Here is a 19758-nt window from a genome sequence, read left to right as displayed (position 1 = left end):
TTTGAAGCATTTGATGTGACATGAGTTTGTGGTTTGTGGTTTTAAGCATTTGATGTCACAGAAGTTATTTTAAACCGTTGGCTACGCCCACCATGCTCCCTTTTCCTAGGGGACTTGCCTCAACTAAATCCGGCTTGATTGAATGATACATTTTGATAGAAGCCGAATTGGATTTTCGGGAGCAGTACAGAAATCTCATATGCAACAAAGATTTAGTAGTACTGCCCCCGCAAAGCTGACTAGACTTCTCAAAAGCTCAAGCATTGAGAAGTCAGACAGCTACTGCGTTAAACAGTAGCCACTATTAAACTTAAAAGACGACATTTTGTTTTTAACTATGCCCCTCAGGAGTGTCGCATGGATGGTTGCTTACCTCGGGACATTTCTGTTTGTTGAATATTCACTCATTTCATTGTCTGTCACATTCAGTTACCATACATGCCGTGAGTGGAGATGAAGTGCTGTGAGGCTCTGGTTTTTAAGTCTTCATTCTTTGAAATTTGATTGTCCCAAAAAATTCAGTTTCAGCATTGCCAATCATTTCAGAAAAAAAACAGACGTATGTGGTGTATTTTCCCTACATACGTCTGCTTTCGATTATTATGTTGTTTGACTACTGATTTTTCATGATGTATTCAATATTTTCTCTCTGTTCTACTTTTTACTGAGTGACTAATTTCAATGGGATTTTAATCGATGCATCGACTTTTTTACCGTCCATTAATTGAAGTATCGATGTTACAGCTTTTTGTCCCATCACATCAGGTTGTTGCGCGACTGTCGCATTCAACTGTTTATTTTGAATGGACTTCATCGCATCTTCATTACCGTCAAAACCAACGACGATAATATCTTTATCTCCAATCGCTTCAATCGCACCCAACGCCATTTCATCGTTATGTGCAAAAATCGCCTGAATGTCTGGATGTGCTTGAATCATGTTTTGCGCAACGTTCAAACCTTCAGCTCGATCAAATTTCGCACTTTGTTTAGATACGACTTCTAATTTTTGATCTGCTACTTCATGGAATCCTTTACCTCGCTCACGTGTTGCACTTGCGCCAGGTACGCCCTCTAATTCCGCAACTTTAGCATTTTCACCAAGTTGATCGATGATAAAGTTAGCCCCCATTTTACCGCCTTCTACGTTATCAGACGCAATAAATGTCGCCACTTTTCCTTTATCGACAGAACGGTCTAATGTGATGACTGGAATGCCTTCATGGTTCGCTGATTCCACTGCACTTGAGATGGCACTTGAGTCTGTTGGGTTGACGATTAAATAATCCACTTGTTGTTGGACTAAGTCTTCAATGTCATTCGTTTGTTTGGCTGAATCGTCACGCGCATCCACAACTTTCACTTTCATACCATTTTTCTTCGCTTCTTTTTCAATACCATTTTTAATCGACACGAAGAATGGATTATTCAAAGTTGAAATGCTGACACCAATTGTAATATCCGATTTTTTCTTGTTCGTTTTACCAGATTGATCCTTTTTCACCGGAGACTCCAATGAACATGCTGCTAAAAATACGACGACAGTAAGTAAAATTATTGCTAGTCTTTTCATCATTTTTGCCTCTTTCGCTTATTTTTTTCTATCAATTAATACTGCAATGAGAATCACAATCCCTTTGACCACTTGTTGATAGAATGACGATACACCTAATAAGTTCAAACCGTTGTTTAACACACCAATAATGAGGACACCGATTAATGTACCGACGATGCGCCCTTTACCACCTGTTAATGATGTCCCACCTAACACAACTGCAGCGATTGCATCCAGTTCATAAGCTGTCCCTGCTGTCGGCTGTGCTGAATTCAAGCGCGATGTGAGAATAGCACCGGCTAATGCTGACATTAAACCAGAAATGCCGTAGATTAAGATTTTAATACGGTCAACTTTAATTCCTGAAATCAGGGCTGCCGTTTCGTTACCACCAATCGCATACGTGTGACGTCCAAGCGTTGTACGGTGCAAAATGATAAATAAGATAATAAATACGATGGTCATTGTGACTGCTGGTACTGGCACACCGAAGAAATACCCTTTACCAAACAGTTGAAAAAGATAGTTGTCACCTAAGTTGGTAATCGGATTTCCGTCCGTCACAACAAGCGTTAAGCCACGAAAGATTGTCATCGTTGCTAATGTTGCAATAAAGGGTGCCATTTTACCTTTTGTGACGAATAAACCATTGACCACACCCAAAATAAAACCAATCAATACTCCGATAATTATAGCGATAATCGGATCAAGACCGCTCGTAATCATCAATGCAATAAAAGCTGATGATAACGCTAAAATCGACCCTACTGATAAATCGATACCACCTGTTAAAATCACGAATGTCATCCCAAAAGCAATGAGTCCGTTAATAGAGACTTGACGTAATAAATTAAGTAAATTGGATAAGTCTAAAAACGCGGTATTCAGTATGCTAATAATGACAACAAGTAAAATCAAACCGACAAATGGTAATATTTTTTCGAAAAACGGTGCTTTAGCCGTTAACTGTTTCATTTAAAGTCCCCCCTGTTGCTAATGTCATAATGTTTTCTTCTGTAATAGCATCGCCTTTTAAATGACCTGCGACTTTACCTTCATGAACCACCATTACGCGATCACTCATGCCAATCACTTCTGGTAATTCTGAAGAAATCATAATAATCGACACTCCCCGTTCAGTCAGTTCATTCATGAGTTGATAAATTTCACGTTTGGCACCGACATCAATGCCTCGTGTCGGTTCATCAAAAATAATGATATTCGGGCCAGTGCCAATCCATTTCGCTAAAACGACTTTTTGTTGATTTCCACCTGACAATGCAGCAACAGGTCGTTCATCATAGCCTTTAATGTTTAAACGGTCTTGCATCGTTTTGACAAAAGCTTTCGTGCTCTTCGTATCTACAAAGCCATATTTCGCAAAACTTTTGAGTGATGGTAAAACCATATTGTCACGTATCGAAAAATCTAATATGAGTCCTTCATCTTTACGACGTTCGGTAATCATAGCGAGTCCATGTGCCATCGCATCTTGAGGTGAACTGATTTTAACCGCCTTACCTCTAATTTTGATAGCGTTTTCATTTTTGTCTATGCCAAATAAACTCCGCATCATTTCGGTACGTCCAGCGCCCATCAAACCACTCACACCTAAAATTTCACCTTCATTCAAATGAAATGCTGCATGTTCAATGTGATAGTCTTGATGGTTTAAATCTTCTACCTCTAACACGGGTGGTTGTTCTACATAATTCCGTGTCGGATACTGTTCCTCAATATCTCGTCCAACCATTGCGCTCACAATTTCTGGATAAGCAGTCTCGGCCGTTGAACGATACAGCACTGTTTTACCATCTCGCATCACTGTAATTTCATCCGATATTTCAAAAATTTCAGCCATTCGATGTGAAATATATACAAATGCAACACCTTGTGATTTTAAACGGCGCATCAATTTAAACAATGCTTGAATTTCAGTATCCGTTAATGTGGCAGTTGGTTCATCCATAATAATCATTTTGGCATCTGTCATGAGTGCCTTAGCAATTTCTATCATCTGTTGCTCACCAATAGAGCAATGCTTCCCTAATTTATTAAACGGAATATGAAAATCTAACGTATCAAAAATATGTTGCGCTTGCGCACGCATCGCTTTTTGATCTAAGAAACCTAAAGCATTGTGTTTTTCTTTACCGACAAATAAATTTTCAAGCACCGTCAATTCCGGCCAAATATTGAGTTCTTGGTGAATGAAGGTAATCCCTTCAGCTTCAGCTTGCTTTGGATTATCATACGCAATCGGCTGATCAAAGTACGTTAATGTACCTTGATCTTTTTGATGAATGCCGACTAACACTTTCATTAATGTCGATTTGCCAGCACCGTTTTCACCCATGAGTGCATGAACTGTGCCTTCTTTTAATGTAAAATCTACCCCTTGTAATACTTTGTTTGTGCCAAATGATTTATGAATATTCGTCATTTGAATCATTCTTGTCACCCCTTAGAAAATCACACCACTTTTTAAGATAATATTCGCATATGGTGTCGCTTCACCTGTTCGAATAATCGCTTTTGCATGACGTGTTTGCTTTTTAAAATCTTCATGCGAGACCATTTCAAGCGTTGGAAAATCTTTGTTAATCATTTGATACAACGTTCCATTTTGCTCTGTCATTTCTTGAGCGACAACGACTTGTTCCACAACCATATGGTGCATGAGTTCTTCATACACTTCTTTAAATGACGGCGTGCCTTGTTTCAATGCTAAATCAATGCGTTTGACCCCGTCTGGAATTGGGAGACCACAATCCGCAATAACAATTTCATCTGTATGACCTAACGTGCTTAATACTTTTGAAATTTCGCTATTTAATGTTCCGTATCTATACATCAAACTCACCTTCCAAATCTGCCAAGTACGGCATGCCACCTTGTGCACCCATACCTGTGACTGAATGACTTGCTGCTAAGTTTGCAAATTCAATTGCTTTCGTTAATGGATAATCTTTTTGCAATCCAACTGCTAATGCACCGTTAAAGGTATCACCTGCACCTGTTGTATCTTTAACTTCTCTTTTAAAGCTTGGGACTTTGACGATTTCTGAACCATTATGATACATCGCACCTTCTGAACCGAGTGTCACAATGAGTTTGTTTGGATATTGTGCCGCAGCTTCGTCAATGTCTTTCCCTTCAAAAAGATGCGCACTTTCCGTTTCATTTGGTGTAATATAATTCGCCTGTGCAATGACTGATGCCGGCACTTCACGGTATGGTGCTGGGTTTAAAATCGACACAATATCATGTTGTGCACAGTAATCAATCACGTGTGTCACCGTTTCTGCAGGAATTTCTTGTTGAATCAACACAATATCTCCTGCTTTCATACGTTCTAAATAAGGTTGAATTCGTTCAGGTGTCACATAACCATTCGCTGACGGCACCACGATAATGCGGTTATCTTGTTGCGATAATGTAATATGTGCTGTTCCAGATGGTTCGCCTTCAATCACTTGAATGCCATCCACTTGGACTGCGTTGTCTTTAAAGTTTTGTTGAATTTGCTTGCCAAATGTATCTTCACCGACACAGCCAATCATATGGACATGTTCACCGAGACGCGCGGCTGCAACGGCTTGATTCGCCCCTTTGCCTCCAGGTGTTGTAAAGAAGTCGTCACCTAACACCGTCTCACCTTGTTCAGGTACTACTTGGGAAGATACAACTAAATCCATAGACATACTTCCAATCACGTAAATTTGACGCATTTTTACTTCCTCCTTGTCGTTTCTCTTTCTATTAATGTGACATCTAACAATGTTTTACGCTCTATATTACTTCGACCTTCAATTTGGGCGATTAATTTTTGCGTTGCGCGTTCCCCTAACGTATACGCTGGTTGTCGCACAGTCGTTAATCCAGGTACAAACCATTCCGCGAGTGGCATATCATCATAGCCGACAACTTGCACATCTTCGGGTACACGCTGTCCGTCATGATATAACCACTTTAATACACGAAATGCTGCCACATCATGACTACAAATGACACTATCAATACGATGGTCATGTATTAAAGTTAAAAATTGTGCCTTTGTCATCGCTAAATCTGACAATTCAAGCACGGTACAACCTGCTTTTTGTAATACTTCACGTGCGGTTTCAAACCGCTGTCGAAAAGATTGATAACTTTGATCTTGATACACAATCAACACACACTGTCCTTCACCACGGAGTACCGCTTCAGCTTGTAAACGCCCACCTTGTCGATGATCCGCTTCCACACAATAGTCATCTGCCGTTACCCTGTCAATGAGCACATGGGGTCGCTCGTCATGTTGAAGCTGTTCAAAGGCATGTGCTGTCGACAGTTGGGATGCGATAATACCACTGCAATGATTCGCTTTAAAAGTCGCTAAATAATCCAATTCTTTATGCTCATCCATCGCCCCATTGCCAATCATAATGTGATAACCGTGTGCCATTGCTGTATCTTCTACACCACGTGCCACTTGTGTAAAGAATGGGTTGCTCATATCCGGTAACAGAAGACCGAGCACTTTAGACTGTTTCATATTTAAAGTACGTGCCACCTCATTCGGCGCATAGTCTAATTGTTGAATCGCTGCGTCAATTTTTGCTTTTGTCTCTGCTTTAACATAGCCACTTTGATTCATTGCTCGAGACACAGTCGCTACCGAGACACCCGCCAAAGCTGCCACTTCTTTAATGGTCGCCATCACACACCTCCAATTGTGGAAACGTTTACATATAAATTACCACGAGTTTCATAAACGTGCAATATAAAGTGTTTTTTTCTTTGTCAGCCCTAAGACTTCCCGCACACTACCGGTAGTCCAAAAGACAATTTCCGTACAAAAATCACGCTATTTTTTTCGATAGCACAAGCACTCTACTTCGCGCTTTATCACAACAATGCTATATTGGAATTAACAAAAACAGCTTAACAGTCAATCAATATGACAGAAATAAAAAGGAGAGAAAGACAATGGCAGAATTTACATTAGGCGATCAAATGCCCAACTTTAGCCTAAACGCAACAGATGGTACAGCATTCGATTTTCACCAATTCCAACAAGCACATCCAGAACAATGGTATTTTGTGATTAACTTCCGCGGTTCTTGGTGCCCTGTTTGTATGGAGGAACTCGATAGTTTAATTAAAAATGCAGGTTACTTTGAAAAGAAAAACATTCAAATCATTTTAACTTCAAATGACACAGCAGAAAACCTTCGTCAAATGGTGGAGGAAAAACAAGTCCCATATCCCGTCCTTGTTGATGAAAGCAGTGATTTTGCGAATACTTATGGCGTTTATAGTCATCCGGACGATTCCATTTATGATGACCATGGTACACACAATGAACCAGCATATTTCTTAATTTCTGAGGACAATCGTTTGCTTTATCAACAAAAACAAACGAATCCATTCGGCCGTCCAACGATGGTTGAATTAAGAAAAATCATTCAATACATTCAAAAAAGTTATAAAAAGGCTTAATTAAAAACGTACACTTTATTGAATCAAAATCATTTTAAAAGATTGCAGTCCATTTACTGCGCCTATTTCTGGTGCTAAGAATGGCTTTGCAATCTTTTTGTGATACTTGCCTCCTTGTGGTTTGTGGTTGCCCTCATGTTCTCAACCACTTTAAAATTATTGATAAATTATCAGTCTATGAATGGAATGAGGCTTAAAACTTTCTATGTCCGAACCCCGTTTCCTATTATCATCCTATGCTTCATCTTCGCCACAGTTCGCAATGGTTGGCGTGGGGTTGATAAATGTGTAATATTCCTTCTGTTTTATTACGCTCATATTGCCAAATATATCGTATAAACTCCCAACTGATGGTGTCTGGATTGTCTCCAGCTTGAGGGCGAATTTTGCTCATCACATAACGACGGATGACGCGTAAAATACAACGCCATCGTGAGTCACTCAACCAAATCAATAAATCTGCACGTGCTAACCTTTCATCCAATGTCTTTTCATACGTACCATCCATCACCCATGCGTCTGTATTCACAATTTCAGTGACATGACGTTGTAACACGTCTGCTGGTACAAGTTCACCGTCTTCCCATGCATAGCGATCCAAGTGATATGTGGGTATATTGAGCGTCTTTCCAATTTTCCTGCATAACGTCGATTTCTCCGAACCTGGTATGCCTAAAATAACGATACGTCGATACATGAAACCCCTCCTATACTCATGATGTTTTAATTATAATCCAGTTTCAAAACTGTAGCACATTCTAATTTCTAATTTTACCAATAACATTTTTCATTATCAATTAAATTATTCAACACGACTCAATTGTATTCTTTTATGTTTTATTTATCGAAAAATTCTGATTCATTTTCCAATAATCCCTTGTATTCTGATAGGAATTAAGGTAATATGTCCATATTAAATTTCTTGGAGGTACTGTATATGTCATTATTCTTATTGGAAACTCAAGATTTATCATTCGCAAAAACGCCAGTCGAGTTAGAAGAAAAAGTACAATCCCTTTCTGAGCAAGCAGGGCCAGAACTGATCGAAGTACAAGTCACTGAAGATTTATCACACGGCTATTTCATTGTGGAAGGCAATAGTGAAGAAGAAGTGAAACAATTTTTAGAAGATGCATCAATCGAAGTAAGCCTCGTGAAAGAAGTACGTCTTGTCGGCAAAGATTTAGATGAAGTCAAACAAGGTGACGTTTCTATCGACTATTTAGTCACTTGGAACATTCCTGAAGGTATTACAATGGACCAATATTTAGAACGTAAAAAGAAAAATTCTGTGCATTATGAAGAAGTGCCAGAAGTCCAATTCCAAAGAACTTATGTTTGCGAAGATATGACAAAATGTGTATGCCTCTATAATGCACCAGATGAAGATGCGGTACGTCGTGCACGTGAAGCTGTAAATACACCGATTGACGGTATCGAAAAAATTTAACGCATCATTTTATCAACCTATGCAAGTGCGCACATATCCATACGATATATTGAGAGCGAGAACTGTGTAGTCAGTCAGCAATTTGATTTTGAAATATCATAAATCTGCCACTGCCTACTGCTCGCTCTTTTTTTACCACTATAATCCCTAGTATTTCAATAAGGTTTAGGAGGTGTTGAAATGATTGAAATGAATGCACTGCACCATTATTTTGGCGAACAACATGTGATTCGAGATTTTAATTTAACGATACCCACAGGAAAAATCGTTAGTTTTATCGGAAAGAGTGGTTGTGGAAAATCGACGTTACTGAATATAATGGGTGGCTTTTTAACACCGACATCGGGTGAGGTCATGATTGATCAATCATCCAAAACAGCCCCCTCTTCTGATTGTTTAATGTTATTTCAACATCATAACTTATTACCTTGGAAGACGATTAACGACAATATTAAGCTCGGGTTAACAAAACGTGTGTCCAATGCTGATATTGATACATATTTATCTACAGTGGGCTTAGCTGGCAAAGGGACGCATTTCCCTGCTGAGCTGTCGGGTGGGATGCAGCAACGTGTCGCCATTTGTCGTGCCCTCATTCATCAACCACGTGTCGTGCTGTTAGACGAACCGCTTGGTGCACTGGACGCCTTTACACGTTATAAATTACAAGATGAACTGATCAAATTACGCACACATACGGATGCGACACTCGTTCTCGTAACACATGATATTGATGAAGCGCTCTATTTATCAGATGAAATTGTCTTGCTTGGTGACGGGGCTCAAATACTCAACCAATACACCGTGCATCAATCTCATCCACGCAATCGTAGTGATGAGGCGCTATTATCCATTCGTCGTCAAATTATGGAAGACTTTGCACTCAATCATCATATGGCTGAACCGGAATATCATTTGTAAAGGGGGGCACATCATGAAACGACTACTCATCTTATTCATGATTACCGTTTTCATCATCTCCGGCTGCAGTCCAAATTCTCAAAGTGACATGCATGGTGACAAAAAAGTGCTCAAGATTGGTTACCTACCGATTACACATGCCGCGAATTTGATGATGACCAAAGAAATAAAACAAAGTCACTCGGATTACGACATCGAATTGGTTCGCTTTAACAATTGGCCAGATTTAATGGATGCGCTCAATAGTGGACGAATTGACGGCGCTTCGACTTTGATTGAACTTGCGATGAAGGCGAAATCGAAAGGGTCACCGATTAAAGCAGTTGCACTCGGACATCATGAAGGCAATGTCGTGCTTGGACAAAACGGCCATGATTTGCATGACTTTAACAATCATCACGATTATTCATTTGCGATTCCACATCGCTATTCGACACATTATTTATTGTTAGAAGAAATGCGCAAACAACTCAAAATTCATGATGACCATTTTCATTATCACGAAATGGCACCCGCTGAAATGCCTGCCGCGCTGAGTGAACAACGGATTGATGGCTATTCCGTCGCAGAACCGTTTGGCGCACTAGGTGAAAAGCTCGGTAAAGGACACTTGTTGCAACATGGGAGCGACATTATGCCTGATGCGTATTGTTGTGTCCTCGTCTTACAAGAAGATGTCATCCAACACTATCATCAAGCCGCACAACAGTTTGTAAGTGACTACAAAAAAGCGGGGTACCAATTAGATGACAAACAACAAAGCGTCGATGTGATGGCTAAATACTTTAAACAAGATCGCAAAATTCTTGAACAATCTGCGCAATGGACGTCTTATGGTGATTTGACGATTCAACAAGAGGGCTACGATAACATTGCACAGCTCGTTCAATCACACCATTTATTTGATGCACCATCCTACAATCAATTTGTAGATGACACATTATACAAGAAAGGGTGATTCAATTGATCGGTTCTATATTCAAAAAATACTTACTCCCTTTCTACACTTTTGTGTTGTTCTTGTTACTTTGGCAATGCGTCATTTGGATTGGACAATACCAACCCGTACTCTTACCAGGGCCAGTGCAAGTCGCCCAAAGTATCGGACAATTCATCATAACCGGGGAAATATTCGTACACCTTGGCATTAGTCTTTACCGTTTTATCATCGGTTTTTTAATTGCTGTCGTGCTTGCCATTCCACTCGGGATCCTTTTAGGTCGCAACCGTTTCCTGTATCAAGCTATCGAACCTTTACTACAAACGATTCGACCGATTTCACCGATTGCATGGTCACCATTTATCGTTTTATGGTTTGGCATTGGCAGTTTACCGGCCATTTTCATCATCTTTATCGCCGCCTTTTTCCCTATCGTTTTCAACACGATTAAAGGCGTGCGCACCATTGATGACCACTATTTAAAAATCGCTGACAATTTGAACTTACGCGGCTGGGCATTGTACCGTGACATTATTTTTCCTGGTGCATTTAAACACATCATGTCCGGCATTCATGTTGCAGTCGGTACCAGTTGGATTTTCTTAGTCTCAGGTGAAATGATTGGCGCACAATCGGGTCTCGGTTTTCTCATTGTCGATTCCCGCAACATGTTGAATTTAGAAGATGTGCTCTCTGCCATCTTTTTCATCGGGATTTTCGGTTTTCTCATCGACCGCATCATTAGTTATTTAGAAAGTTTGATTTTAAAACGTTTTGGAGAATCTTAATCTATACAGGAGTGATAGGATGACAACGATTGAAACTTTAATTGAACAAGAATTAAACCCTTACTTAATTGAAATTGATAACGGACAATATTATGCGCAAGACTTTATTCAACATTTATTTGAAAACGGACATTTTTCTAAAGATGACTTAAAACAAAATGCGCAAGTTGTTGAAAAAGTGGCCTACTCATGTCTCACAACAGCCTTTTGTTTATGGTGCCAACTCGCCTTTTCAACGTATTTAAAGCAAGCTGAGCAACCGGCATTACATAATGATTTACAACAACAAATTTTATCTGGTCAAGCGTTAGGAGCAACAGGTTTATCCAATCCGATGAAGTCCTTCAATGCGTTGGAAACATTCAACTTGACGCATCATTACGAAGGTGAGCAACTCATCGTAAACGGTAAACTTCCAGCAGTGAGCAACATCGGCACAGATCATTATTTCGGTGCCATCTCACAAAATACAGAGACAAACGAACTCGTGATGTTTATTTTACAAGCGAATACAGCGGGTCTCACACTTGAAGAAAAATCGAACTTCTTAGGGGTCAACGGTTCAGCCACTTACAGTATTACATTCGACAATGTGGCAGTACCTGAATCACAAATCATTACGAAAGATGCTGAACAATTTGCGGCAACGATTCGCCCACAGTTCGTCACACTGCAAATTCCTATCGCATTAGGTTCCATTCAAAGTTCACTCGATTTAATCGACCAATTTTCAGACGCACAAAATGGCATTAATGCGTATTTGGAATATGATGTCGACAGTTACAAAAAGCAGTTTACAGCATTACGCAATCAATATTATGCGTTATTAGACAAAGCACAAGACGACTTGAGTGACCATTTACTCGAAGTCATTCAATTGAAAAAGGCGCTAGGTTATTTGTTGCTTGATGTGAACCAAGCATCGATGGTCAATGGTGGGTCTCGTGCATATTCACCTAAAGCTCCACAAGCGCGTAAGTTGAAAGAAGGGTTTTTCTTCGCGGCACTCACACCCACATTGCGTCATTTAGGTAAACTTGAAGCAACATTGCAGACGACATCATCCATTTGATGCATCTCGGCATAGTACCGACTTGTTAAAAATGAGATGGGACATAAAAATTTTGATGCTATGGATGCAGTATTTTGTTAACCTTGCCCTGTTCTTAAGACTAATGTTTTTGGATTGCCCTCAAGGCTTCGCTTTCTTAGGGGCTGGTCCTTCAACTAACTAACGCTTGATTAAACTGTTACATTTATTGAAGCGTTAGTGGATTTTCCGGACCAGCTAATCCCTCAAGAGTCTCAGCCTTCTGGCAATCTTACATCAAGTGCAGTCATTTAGGGCAAGTTTATGAAATGAAGACACCCTATAGCATCCAATTTTTACATCCAATGCATCCTCATTTTTCGACTGTTTTATCATTATTAATCAATATGAGACCATCAATAGGACTGGGAAAACTCAATATCCCAGCCCTATTCCTACGATTTGTCAAGGGTTTAATAATTAAAATTGACATTACTGAACTAGACCGTTCAATTTTTACTTTTTTGAATAAGATGTTATGATGTATATGATTATATGGTTTCGTTAGTGTGGTGCTTTCTGATAATCATATAATTTATTTTTGACTATCAAGTCATGAATGGTCTTTGATAAGCGATTGATACTCGCTTTTACGGCAGTCTTGTGGGCTTTCCCATGAGGCTGCTCTCTTAATTTATAATAATATGATTTTGATAATGTTTTGTTCTCCTAAGAATGTTCATAACGATCAAATACAATAAACGTCTTGCTTTTTTATTTCCTCTTTTGTTAATCGTACCCCTACTTTTGAAGTGCCTGATTGATAACGTTTAATATCAATGCCTACAAATGCATTCAGTTGTTTATTAATTTAAATACGCGCATTGCACACATGATGATATCACCCATCCTTATTTTCTAAAGTAAAAACATACCATCTGTGCATTTTTGAGCCCCCTAGGAAAGCGACCCGTTGATGCCCATCATCGAGACAAGCCCAAAACCGAAAATAGTTAAGCAATCTATAAATCCACCGTTTTGATATGACAAGTGTGTATCACTATGCACTCCCCTTTCCAAAGCCTCTTGTTGGGCATGTGCATTGCTATGTTTTATACTAATAACATATCAAGCGCACTACTATTACTAACAAAAGGTGGTCCTGTTTATGCAAAATCAACTTTGGTCTAAAGACTTTATTTTCATCACGATGACCAACTTTTTAATGTACATGATTCACTATATGTTAATCGTGACAGTGACAGTCTTCACCATTAATGAATTCCATGCCTCTGAAAGTATCGGTGGCCTCGCTTCAGGGATTTTCATTATCGGTATGTTATTAGGACGTCTCGCTTCTGGCCGTATAGTGGATTCGCTTCAACCTAAAAAGGTGCTCGTTTACGGCATTATTTTTTCAATTATTACAGTTTCACTTTATTTTGTCATGCAAACGTTAATGATTTTACTCATTGTTCGTTTTATACATGGTGTCGCATTTGGCTTCTCTTCTACTGCGACAGGTACCATTTCATCACGTATTGTACCAGAAGCACGTAAAGGTGAAGGGATCGGTTATTATGCTTTAAGTGTGACAACCGCTTCTGCTGTCGGACCGTTTTTCGGTATTTTATTCAACCAATCATTCGGGTTCCGCTCTATCTTCTCACTCAGTTTAGGTGTGATTATACTCGCGTTTATTCTTGCACTTGCGATTAAACCGTTACCTAAAGTGGAAATGTCAGTGGAAAGTACACCTGTCAAAGGACTGCAAGCTTTTATCCAAAAAGATGCCATTCCGATATCGTTCGTATTAGCCGTCATTGGCGTCGTATATTCAAGTGTATTGTCATTTTTATCGGTGTATACAGAAACGATGCATTTACCGACTGCTGCAAGTTTCTTCTTTATCGTGTATGCGGTCAGTACATTTGTGACACGGCCCTTTACCGGAAGAATCTTTGACCAACACGGCCCAAATGCGATTATGTATCCTGTCATTGTCATTTTTGCGATAGGTCTCGTTATACTCAGCGGCGCGCAAGGCACATGGCTCATCGCATTATCCGCTATATTTATCGGTATTGGTTACGGAACGATTGTACCAAGTGGGCAAGCGATTGTTGTCCAGCAAGCACCCCGCCATCAAGTTGGGCTTGCAACATCCACATTTTATATTTTCTTAGACTTTGGTGCTGGTTTCGGCCCATTTTTATTAGGTTATATCATTTCAATGTGGGGGTTCCGTGCACTTTACATTGCGATGGCCATCTTAGCACTCATCGCACTTGCACTCTATTATTTCGTACATGGACGTCATGTTGCACAACGTTCACAATAACACACAAAGGACTAGCCGTTCATAGGTCTAGTCCTTTTATTTTTGAACACTCTACATTATTAATTCACCCCAACAAAAATGATAGCATCAGTCCAATCATCTACAAACCTCCGAAACATCATATTGTGATTTAAACATTGCAGTATCACCTCGAGTGCTTTGGGCTCAGTCTGTAGATTGGCTATCTGGTTGACACTCCTGAGGGTTCAGCTGACCCGGAAAATTTGTGATACACAATAGCACACATTCAAATTCATGAAACATCATGTTATAGTTCAAACATTGCAGTAGCCCATTTGTCCCCTTATCTGACAAAAGATGACGCGCCTGGTCGACACTCCCAAGAGACCAACTGACCCGAAAACATTTGTGATACCCATAACATACCTCCCAATTCATAAAACATCATGTTATAGTTCAAACATTGCAGTACCATCTTGAGTGCTTTGGGCTCAGTCTTTGGATTGGCTATCTGGTTGACACTCCTAAGGGATCAGCTGACCCGGAAAATCCACCAACGCTTCCGAAAATGTAACAGTTCAACCTAAGCGTTGGTTAGTTGGAGGGTCAGCCCCTAGGAAAGGGAAACCATAATGCCCATCCTAAAGACAAGCCCAAAAGCTCAGCTTGGTTCTCCAATCATTTGTAAAACAGTAAAATGATGTTTCTCCCCCTGCCTCACCCCAATATCAAATCAAATTTTTTCACCTCCCATGCAAACGACTGAAAACATTGTCACTACTCATTTTATCGTGTCAAATATTTTGTCTATGTTGTGACTGTTGTCTGAAAATACAAACATTTTATTTTTACAATTACTACAACTATGTTATATTTCATGTAAGGGCTTACATAAAAGGTGTAAAAGGAGGCTCTGCAACATGAAAAAGTGTACATGGGCATCCATTCCGTCACTCATCAACACGGGTGATGTCATTGGATTAGCCGCACTGACTGTATCAAACTTACCGGCAGCATTGCTCTCATCGTTAATTGAACACTATGACCAACATCAAGAACCGAAACAACTGACGATGATGATGGCAAATGATATCAGTAGTCGTGGCCTCGCAATAGAATTAGACGATTTCGTTGAGCGACACATGGTAGATCGCGTCATTATGAGTATTATGACCGCTTCTCCTCGTACAGCCCAAGCGATTCAAAACAATGAATTGGAAGCATACTTTTTACCACAAGGGGTCATCGCTACACATTATCGTCAAACGAATGCGATTACACCCGGTGTGATTACAAAAATCGGCTTGAACACAAACATCGACCCGCGCTATAAAGGGGGGCGCATCAATGACAAGACGACTGCATCTCTCGTTTCATTTTTGAACATTGATGGTGAAGATTTTCTGCATTACCAATTACCACCATTAGATGTCGCATTGCTTCGAGGCACTTATGCTGATGAACAAGGCAACATCTATATGGATGAAGAAGCCCATCTCGGTGAAAGTTACAGTTTGGCACTTAATGCAAAGTCCCATGGTGGCACGGTGATTGTACAAGTGAAAGCTATCGTTGATAAGAGTCAACAAAATCCAAACCACGTGTATATTCCTGGGGCACTCGTCGATTATGTTTACGTCGTTGAAGATGCATCATACCATCGTCAAGTTGTTCAAACGATGTATCAACCGACATTATCTGGGCAAGCACGCATGGACAAAATTCCGGAGTCCCCACTGCCATTTAACACACGAAAATTGATTTTGCGCCGTGCAGCTCAATTTTTAACTGTTGGGGACACCATCAGTATCGGCTATGGCATTAACAATGAATTGACGAACCTTCTGCATGAGGAACACGTCAATCATCTCGTTCAACCAATTATGGACATTGGCATTTTCGGTGGCTTTATCGGCAGTCGTGAACATTTCGGTATGAATTACAATTCCGACGTTCGTATGCGCCACGAATTGACATGGGATTTTATTTATAACGGCGGTATTTCCATCGCATTAATGAGTTTTGCGGAAGTCGATCAACATGGCAATGTCAACGTCTCCTACTTTGGCAATCGTATGAATGGTTGTGGGGGCTTTATCGATATCAGTCAATCAGTACAAAAACTGATTTTGACTGGCTCACTCATTGCAGGTGCCAAGCTCGATATTGAAAACCAGCAGCTCTCCGTGGTTGAAGAAGGTCATACACAAAAGTTTGTCTACACGGTCAGTAACATCGACTTTAACGCATCATACGCCAAATCATTACATCAAGAGGTCTATTTTGTGACCGAGCGCGCAGTATTTGAACTACAAGATGACGGTCTCACATTGATAGAAGTCGCACCAGGACTAGACATCGAACAAGATATTATCGCGCAAATGGGCTTTACACCAAAGATTTCACCACAATTGAAACAGATGGATCCCGCGATGTATCAAGTAGATTGGGGGCAATTACTACATACGATTCAGTCAAACAGAACAGTATAAACAAGGGGGTAGAAAGAGATGAATTTCGATTGGATTAAAACACGCGCAGATTTTGACGTTGAGAAACCTGCAGTCATTGATCACCTTAAAGGGACAGAATGGACATACCAGCAACTGAATAGTCGTGCAGATAATATGGCACATTACCTAACAAAACAAGGTGTTCAAAAAGGGGATGTCGTCGGTGTACTCGCACCCAATGACGTCGCATTATTAGATTTATTATTCGCTTGTTTCAAAATGGGTGCTGTTTATTTACCGATAAACTGGCGACTCAACCCAAAAGAAATTGCGGCGATTGTGGAGGATTCTACTTTAAAAATATTGTTTTACGCTGAAAAGCATTTAAGTTCGCTCAGTGAGGTTAATCCAGACTACTTGCATATGGACATTGATTCCGATGCATATAATCAAATAGTTGACCCCTCACAACATTCTGTATTCAAAGCCATTGCCGTGGATTCAACAGATCTTGCTGCATTGATTTATACGAGTGGAACAACAGGAACACCTAAAGGCGTCATGTTTTCCTATGAATCATTCGTGCATAATGGCGCCAATATTGAACTGACTTATAAATTCAACTCAGACTATCTCACAATTATTTCCACTCCGATGTTTCATGTTTTAGGTTTTAACGATACCGTGTTACCGACATTGATGGCAGGTGGCACATTAGTTCTACAACGCTATTTCAACGGCGAGGAACTGAATGACATGATTGCAAAGTATCACCCAGACTTTCTCATTATGATTCCAACGATGTATTACAGCACATTGACACAAGACAATTTTAACCCCGATGACTTTAGAGCGATGAAATACGTCATCCAAGGAGGTTCACAGCCGTTACCAAGCATTCAACAAGCGTTCAAAAAATACGGCATCAACATTATTAACGGTTACGGTTTGACTGAGGCGCCACTCGTCATGGTCAACACCCCTGACAACGCGCGCCATAAACCGATGAGTATCGGGAAAGCGGTCATGTTTGTCGATGCGAAAGTGTTAGACGAAGACAAAAATGAAGTCGCAAACGGTGAAATCGGTGAGCTGTCGATTCGTGCGAAAAATGTTACGCCTGGTTATTGGAATAAGCCTGAAGAAACAGCCAAAATTTTCCATGAACAGTATTTGCTGACAGGTGATTTAGCGAAAAAAGATGAAGATGGTGACGTTTTTATTATCGACCGTAAAAAAGAATTGATTATTACAGGTGGTGAAAACGTCCTGCCATCAGAAGTAGAGAATGCACTCGCCGAACATCCACTGATTGATCGTTGTGTCGTCGTCGGTTACGAACATCCAAAATACGGTGAATCCATTGCAGCCGCGATTATTTTAAGGGACCAACCTGAAGATTATGTGGATCAACTCGATCGACATATGCGTGAACGGTTAGCCGGTTATAAAGTGCCACGTATGTATTTACCGGTCACACATATGCCGCTGAATTCAACGCAAAAACCAGACAAAATCGCCATTGCGAAAATAATGAACGAGAAAGCACAACAACAAGCAGCTGAGCAATAACAAGCAAGTCACTCGAATCTAACTATTAGGAGGTCAACTATTATGACTACAGACAAAACAGCAGTATTAAAACAACTTTATCCAGAAGATATTTTAAGTATTGCGAAAGGGTTAACAGACGGAGAAGTACAACTGTTACAACAGCTCAATGACTTGTTAGAAAGCAAATATCGTCCAGACATCAATCAACATTGGGTCGATGCGACAGTGCCGGAAGACTACTTTAAAGATATTGGGGCACTTCAATACTTTACGAATCCCCTCCTCTACCAAGGTCGTGAAGATGCGAAAACACCGAGCCAACTGTTTCAATTTTTCATGTCTTATACGATTGCACGCTTTGATGTGTCACTCGCGACATTGCTTGGCGTCCATCAAGGTCTCGGCCATAATACATTTTTATTCGGAGGCAGTCCTGAACAAGTCGCAAAATATGTCCCTAAACTTCAATCACATGAATTGCGCACATGTTTTGCCCTCACTGAGCCAGATCATGGTTCGGACGTTGCAGGAGGATTAGAAACAGTCGCTGAACGTCATGGCGATGAATGGGTCATCAACGGTGCGAAAAAATGGATTGGTGGTGCACATGTGTCCGATGTGATCCCCGTCTTTGCGGTCAACAAGGAGACAGGCAAGCCCCACTGCTTTGTCGTCACACCAGATCAAGATGGCGTAGAAATTGATGTCCTCCAACATAAAATCGCGTTACGTATCGTGCCAAACGCTGAAATTCGACTCAAAAATGTCAAAGTGAAAGAAGCCGATCGTCTCCAAAACATTACAAGCTTTAAAGACATCGCTAAAATTTTATACTCTACGCGTGCAGGTGTCGCTTATATGGCCACAGGTGCACTCGCTGGAACATTACGAGCATCACTCAATTATGTGAAACAACGTAAACAATTTGGTAAGTCTATCAGTCAGTATCAACTCATCCAAGAAAAGCTCGCCATGATTCAAGGTAACTTAACACATGCCATGGCGATGAGTGCGCAACTCGCGCGGATGCAAGAAAATGGTGAGTACGATGAAGTAGCGACTTCGACAGCGAAAATGATGAATGCCCTTCGTCTCCGTGAATCTGTCGCGATGGGCCGTGGTATCACAGGCGGTAATGGTATTCTCGCTGGCGAACAAGATATTGCACGCTTTTTCTCTGACGCTGAAGCCATTTACACGTATGAAGGTACACACGAAATGAATGCCCTCGTAATTGGCCGTGCTCTGACAGGCGTCTCTGCATTCGTTTAAAGCAAAAAT

At 40.4% G+C, this 19758-nt stretch carries 17 protein-coding genes and 1 pseudogene; 10 read left to right on the top strand and 8 right to left on the bottom strand.

What is annotated here, in order from left to right:
* Positions 1 to 661 precede the first annotated feature (661 nt).
* The 6 genes from CD138_RS03905 to CD138_RS03880 are packed head-to-tail and all read right to left on the bottom strand — an operon-like array spanning position 662 to position 6257.
* Positions 662 to 1573 carry a D-ribose ABC transporter substrate-binding protein gene (locus CD138_RS03905; RefSeq protein WP_019169235.1) on the bottom strand — a complete coding sequence of 304 codons (912 nt, stop codon included), beginning with the start codon at positions 1571 to 1573 and terminating at the stop codon, positions 662 to 664.
* A gap of 18 nt (positions 1574 to 1591) precedes the next feature.
* Positions 1592 to 2530 carry an ABC transporter permease subunit gene (locus CD138_RS03900; protein WP_019169234.1) on the bottom strand — a complete coding sequence of 313 codons (939 nt, stop codon included), beginning with the start codon at positions 2528 to 2530 and terminating at the stop codon, positions 1592 to 1594.
* Entirely contained in the window at positions 2511 to 4007 is a 1497-nt protein-coding gene (locus CD138_RS03895) for a sugar ABC transporter ATP-binding protein (protein WP_019169233.1), read from the bottom strand. The genes CD138_RS03900 and CD138_RS03895 overlap by 20 nt, the downstream gene beginning before the upstream one ends.
* Before the next feature lie 12 nt (positions 4008 to 4019).
* The gene (gene rbsD / locus CD138_RS03890; RefSeq protein WP_019169232.1) at positions 4020 to 4409 is read right to left on the bottom strand and encodes a D-ribose pyranase; all 390 of its coding nucleotides are present in this window, start codon (positions 4407 to 4409) and stop codon (positions 4020 to 4022) included.
* Complete coding sequence (gene rbsK, locus CD138_RS03885; RefSeq protein ID WP_019169231.1) at positions 4402 to 5286, bottom strand: ribokinase; 885 nt, start codon at positions 5284 to 5286, stop codon at positions 4402 to 4404. The genes rbsD and rbsK overlap by 8 nt, the downstream gene beginning before the upstream one ends.
* 2 nt (positions 5287 to 5288) lie before the next feature.
* Entirely contained in the window at positions 5289 to 6257 is a 969-nt protein-coding gene (locus CD138_RS03880; protein ID WP_019169230.1) for a LacI family DNA-binding transcriptional regulator, read from the bottom strand.
* Positions 6258 to 6526: 269 nt separating this feature from the next.
* Here CD138_RS03880 and CD138_RS03875 point away from each other — a divergent pair, with 269 nt between their 5' ends.
* The gene (locus tag CD138_RS03875) at positions 6527 to 7039 is read left to right on the top strand and encodes a peroxiredoxin family protein (protein ID WP_019169229.1); all 513 of its coding nucleotides are present in this window, start codon (positions 6527 to 6529) and stop codon (positions 7037 to 7039) included.
* Between the two features lie 241 nt (positions 7040 to 7280).
* Here CD138_RS03875 and CD138_RS03870 read toward each other — a convergent pair whose 3' ends face one another.
* Positions 7281 to 7736, bottom strand: coding sequence for a P-loop NTPase family protein (locus CD138_RS03870; protein WP_019169228.1), 456 nt, complete (start codon positions 7734 to 7736; stop codon positions 7281 to 7283).
* A 240-nt stretch (positions 7737 to 7976) separates the two neighbouring features.
* Between CD138_RS03870 and CD138_RS03865 the strand changes: the two genes are divergently transcribed.
* The 5 genes from CD138_RS03865 (at position 7977) to CD138_RS03845 (ending at position 12210) form a co-directional block, all read left to right on the top strand.
* A complete protein-coding gene (locus CD138_RS03865; RefSeq protein WP_019169227.1) occupies positions 7977 to 8489 on the top strand; it encodes a DUF4242 domain-containing protein in 513 nt (170 codons plus the stop codon).
* 180 nt (positions 8490 to 8669) lie between these two features.
* Positions 8670 to 9410 (top strand): ABC transporter ATP-binding protein, encoded by a 741-nt coding sequence (locus tag CD138_RS03860; RefSeq protein ID WP_019169226.1) that lies wholly within the window; start codon positions 8670 to 8672, stop codon positions 9408 to 9410.
* 13 nt (positions 9411 to 9423) lie between these two features.
* Positions 9424 to 10368: an ABC transporter substrate-binding protein gene (locus tag CD138_RS03855; RefSeq protein ID WP_019169225.1), complete on the top strand. Its 945-nt coding sequence runs from the start codon at positions 9424 to 9426 to the stop codon at positions 10366 to 10368.
* Between the two features lie 5 nt (positions 10369 to 10373).
* Positions 10374 to 11138 carry an ABC transporter permease gene (locus CD138_RS03850; RefSeq protein WP_019169224.1) on the top strand — a complete coding sequence of 255 codons (765 nt, stop codon included), beginning with the start codon at positions 10374 to 10376 and terminating at the stop codon, positions 11136 to 11138.
* Between the two features lie 19 nt (positions 11139 to 11157).
* Positions 11158 to 12210 carry an acyl-CoA dehydrogenase family protein gene (locus CD138_RS03845; RefSeq protein WP_026066909.1) on the top strand — a complete coding sequence of 351 codons (1053 nt, stop codon included), beginning with the start codon at positions 11158 to 11160 and terminating at the stop codon, positions 12208 to 12210.
* Between the two features lie 522 nt (positions 12211 to 12732).
* On the opposite strand, the pseudogene CD138_RS03840 reads toward CD138_RS03845, so the two are convergent.
* Positions 12733 to 13036 (bottom strand): annotated as a pseudogene (locus CD138_RS03840) (transposase); the annotation flags it as partial.
* Between the two features lie 300 nt (positions 13037 to 13336).
* Here CD138_RS03840 and CD138_RS03835 point away from each other — a divergent pair.
* The 4 genes from CD138_RS03835 (at position 13337) to fadE (ending at position 19749) form a co-directional block, all read left to right on the top strand.
* Positions 13337 to 14509, top strand: a complete 1173-nt coding sequence (locus tag CD138_RS03835) for an MFS transporter (protein ID WP_019169222.1) — start codon at positions 13337 to 13339, stop codon at positions 14507 to 14509.
* An 881-nt stretch (positions 14510 to 15390) separates the two neighbouring features.
* Positions 15391 to 16962 carry a fatty acid degradation protein FadX gene (fadX, locus tag CD138_RS03830; protein WP_019167366.1) on the top strand — a complete coding sequence of 524 codons (1572 nt, stop codon included), beginning with the start codon at positions 15391 to 15393 and terminating at the stop codon, positions 16960 to 16962.
* A gap of 18 nt (positions 16963 to 16980) precedes the next feature.
* Entirely contained in the window at positions 16981 to 18495 is a 1515-nt protein-coding gene (gene fadD / locus CD138_RS03825; protein WP_019167365.1) for a long-chain-fatty-acid--CoA ligase FadD, read from the top strand.
* Positions 18496 to 18537: 42 nt separating this feature from the next.
* Entirely contained in the window at positions 18538 to 19749 is a 1212-nt protein-coding gene (gene fadE, locus CD138_RS03820; RefSeq protein ID WP_019167364.1) for an acyl-CoA dehydrogenase FadE, read from the top strand.
* The last annotated feature ends 9 nt before the right edge of the window (positions 19750 to 19758 follow it).

This window comes from Staphylococcus intermedius NCTC 11048, assembly GCF_002902385.1.
GTDB lineage: Bacteria > Bacillota > Bacilli > Staphylococcales > Staphylococcaceae > Staphylococcus > Staphylococcus intermedius.
Note: the sequence above shows the minus strand (reverse complement) of the source record. Positions and strands in the feature narration are given on the sequence as shown.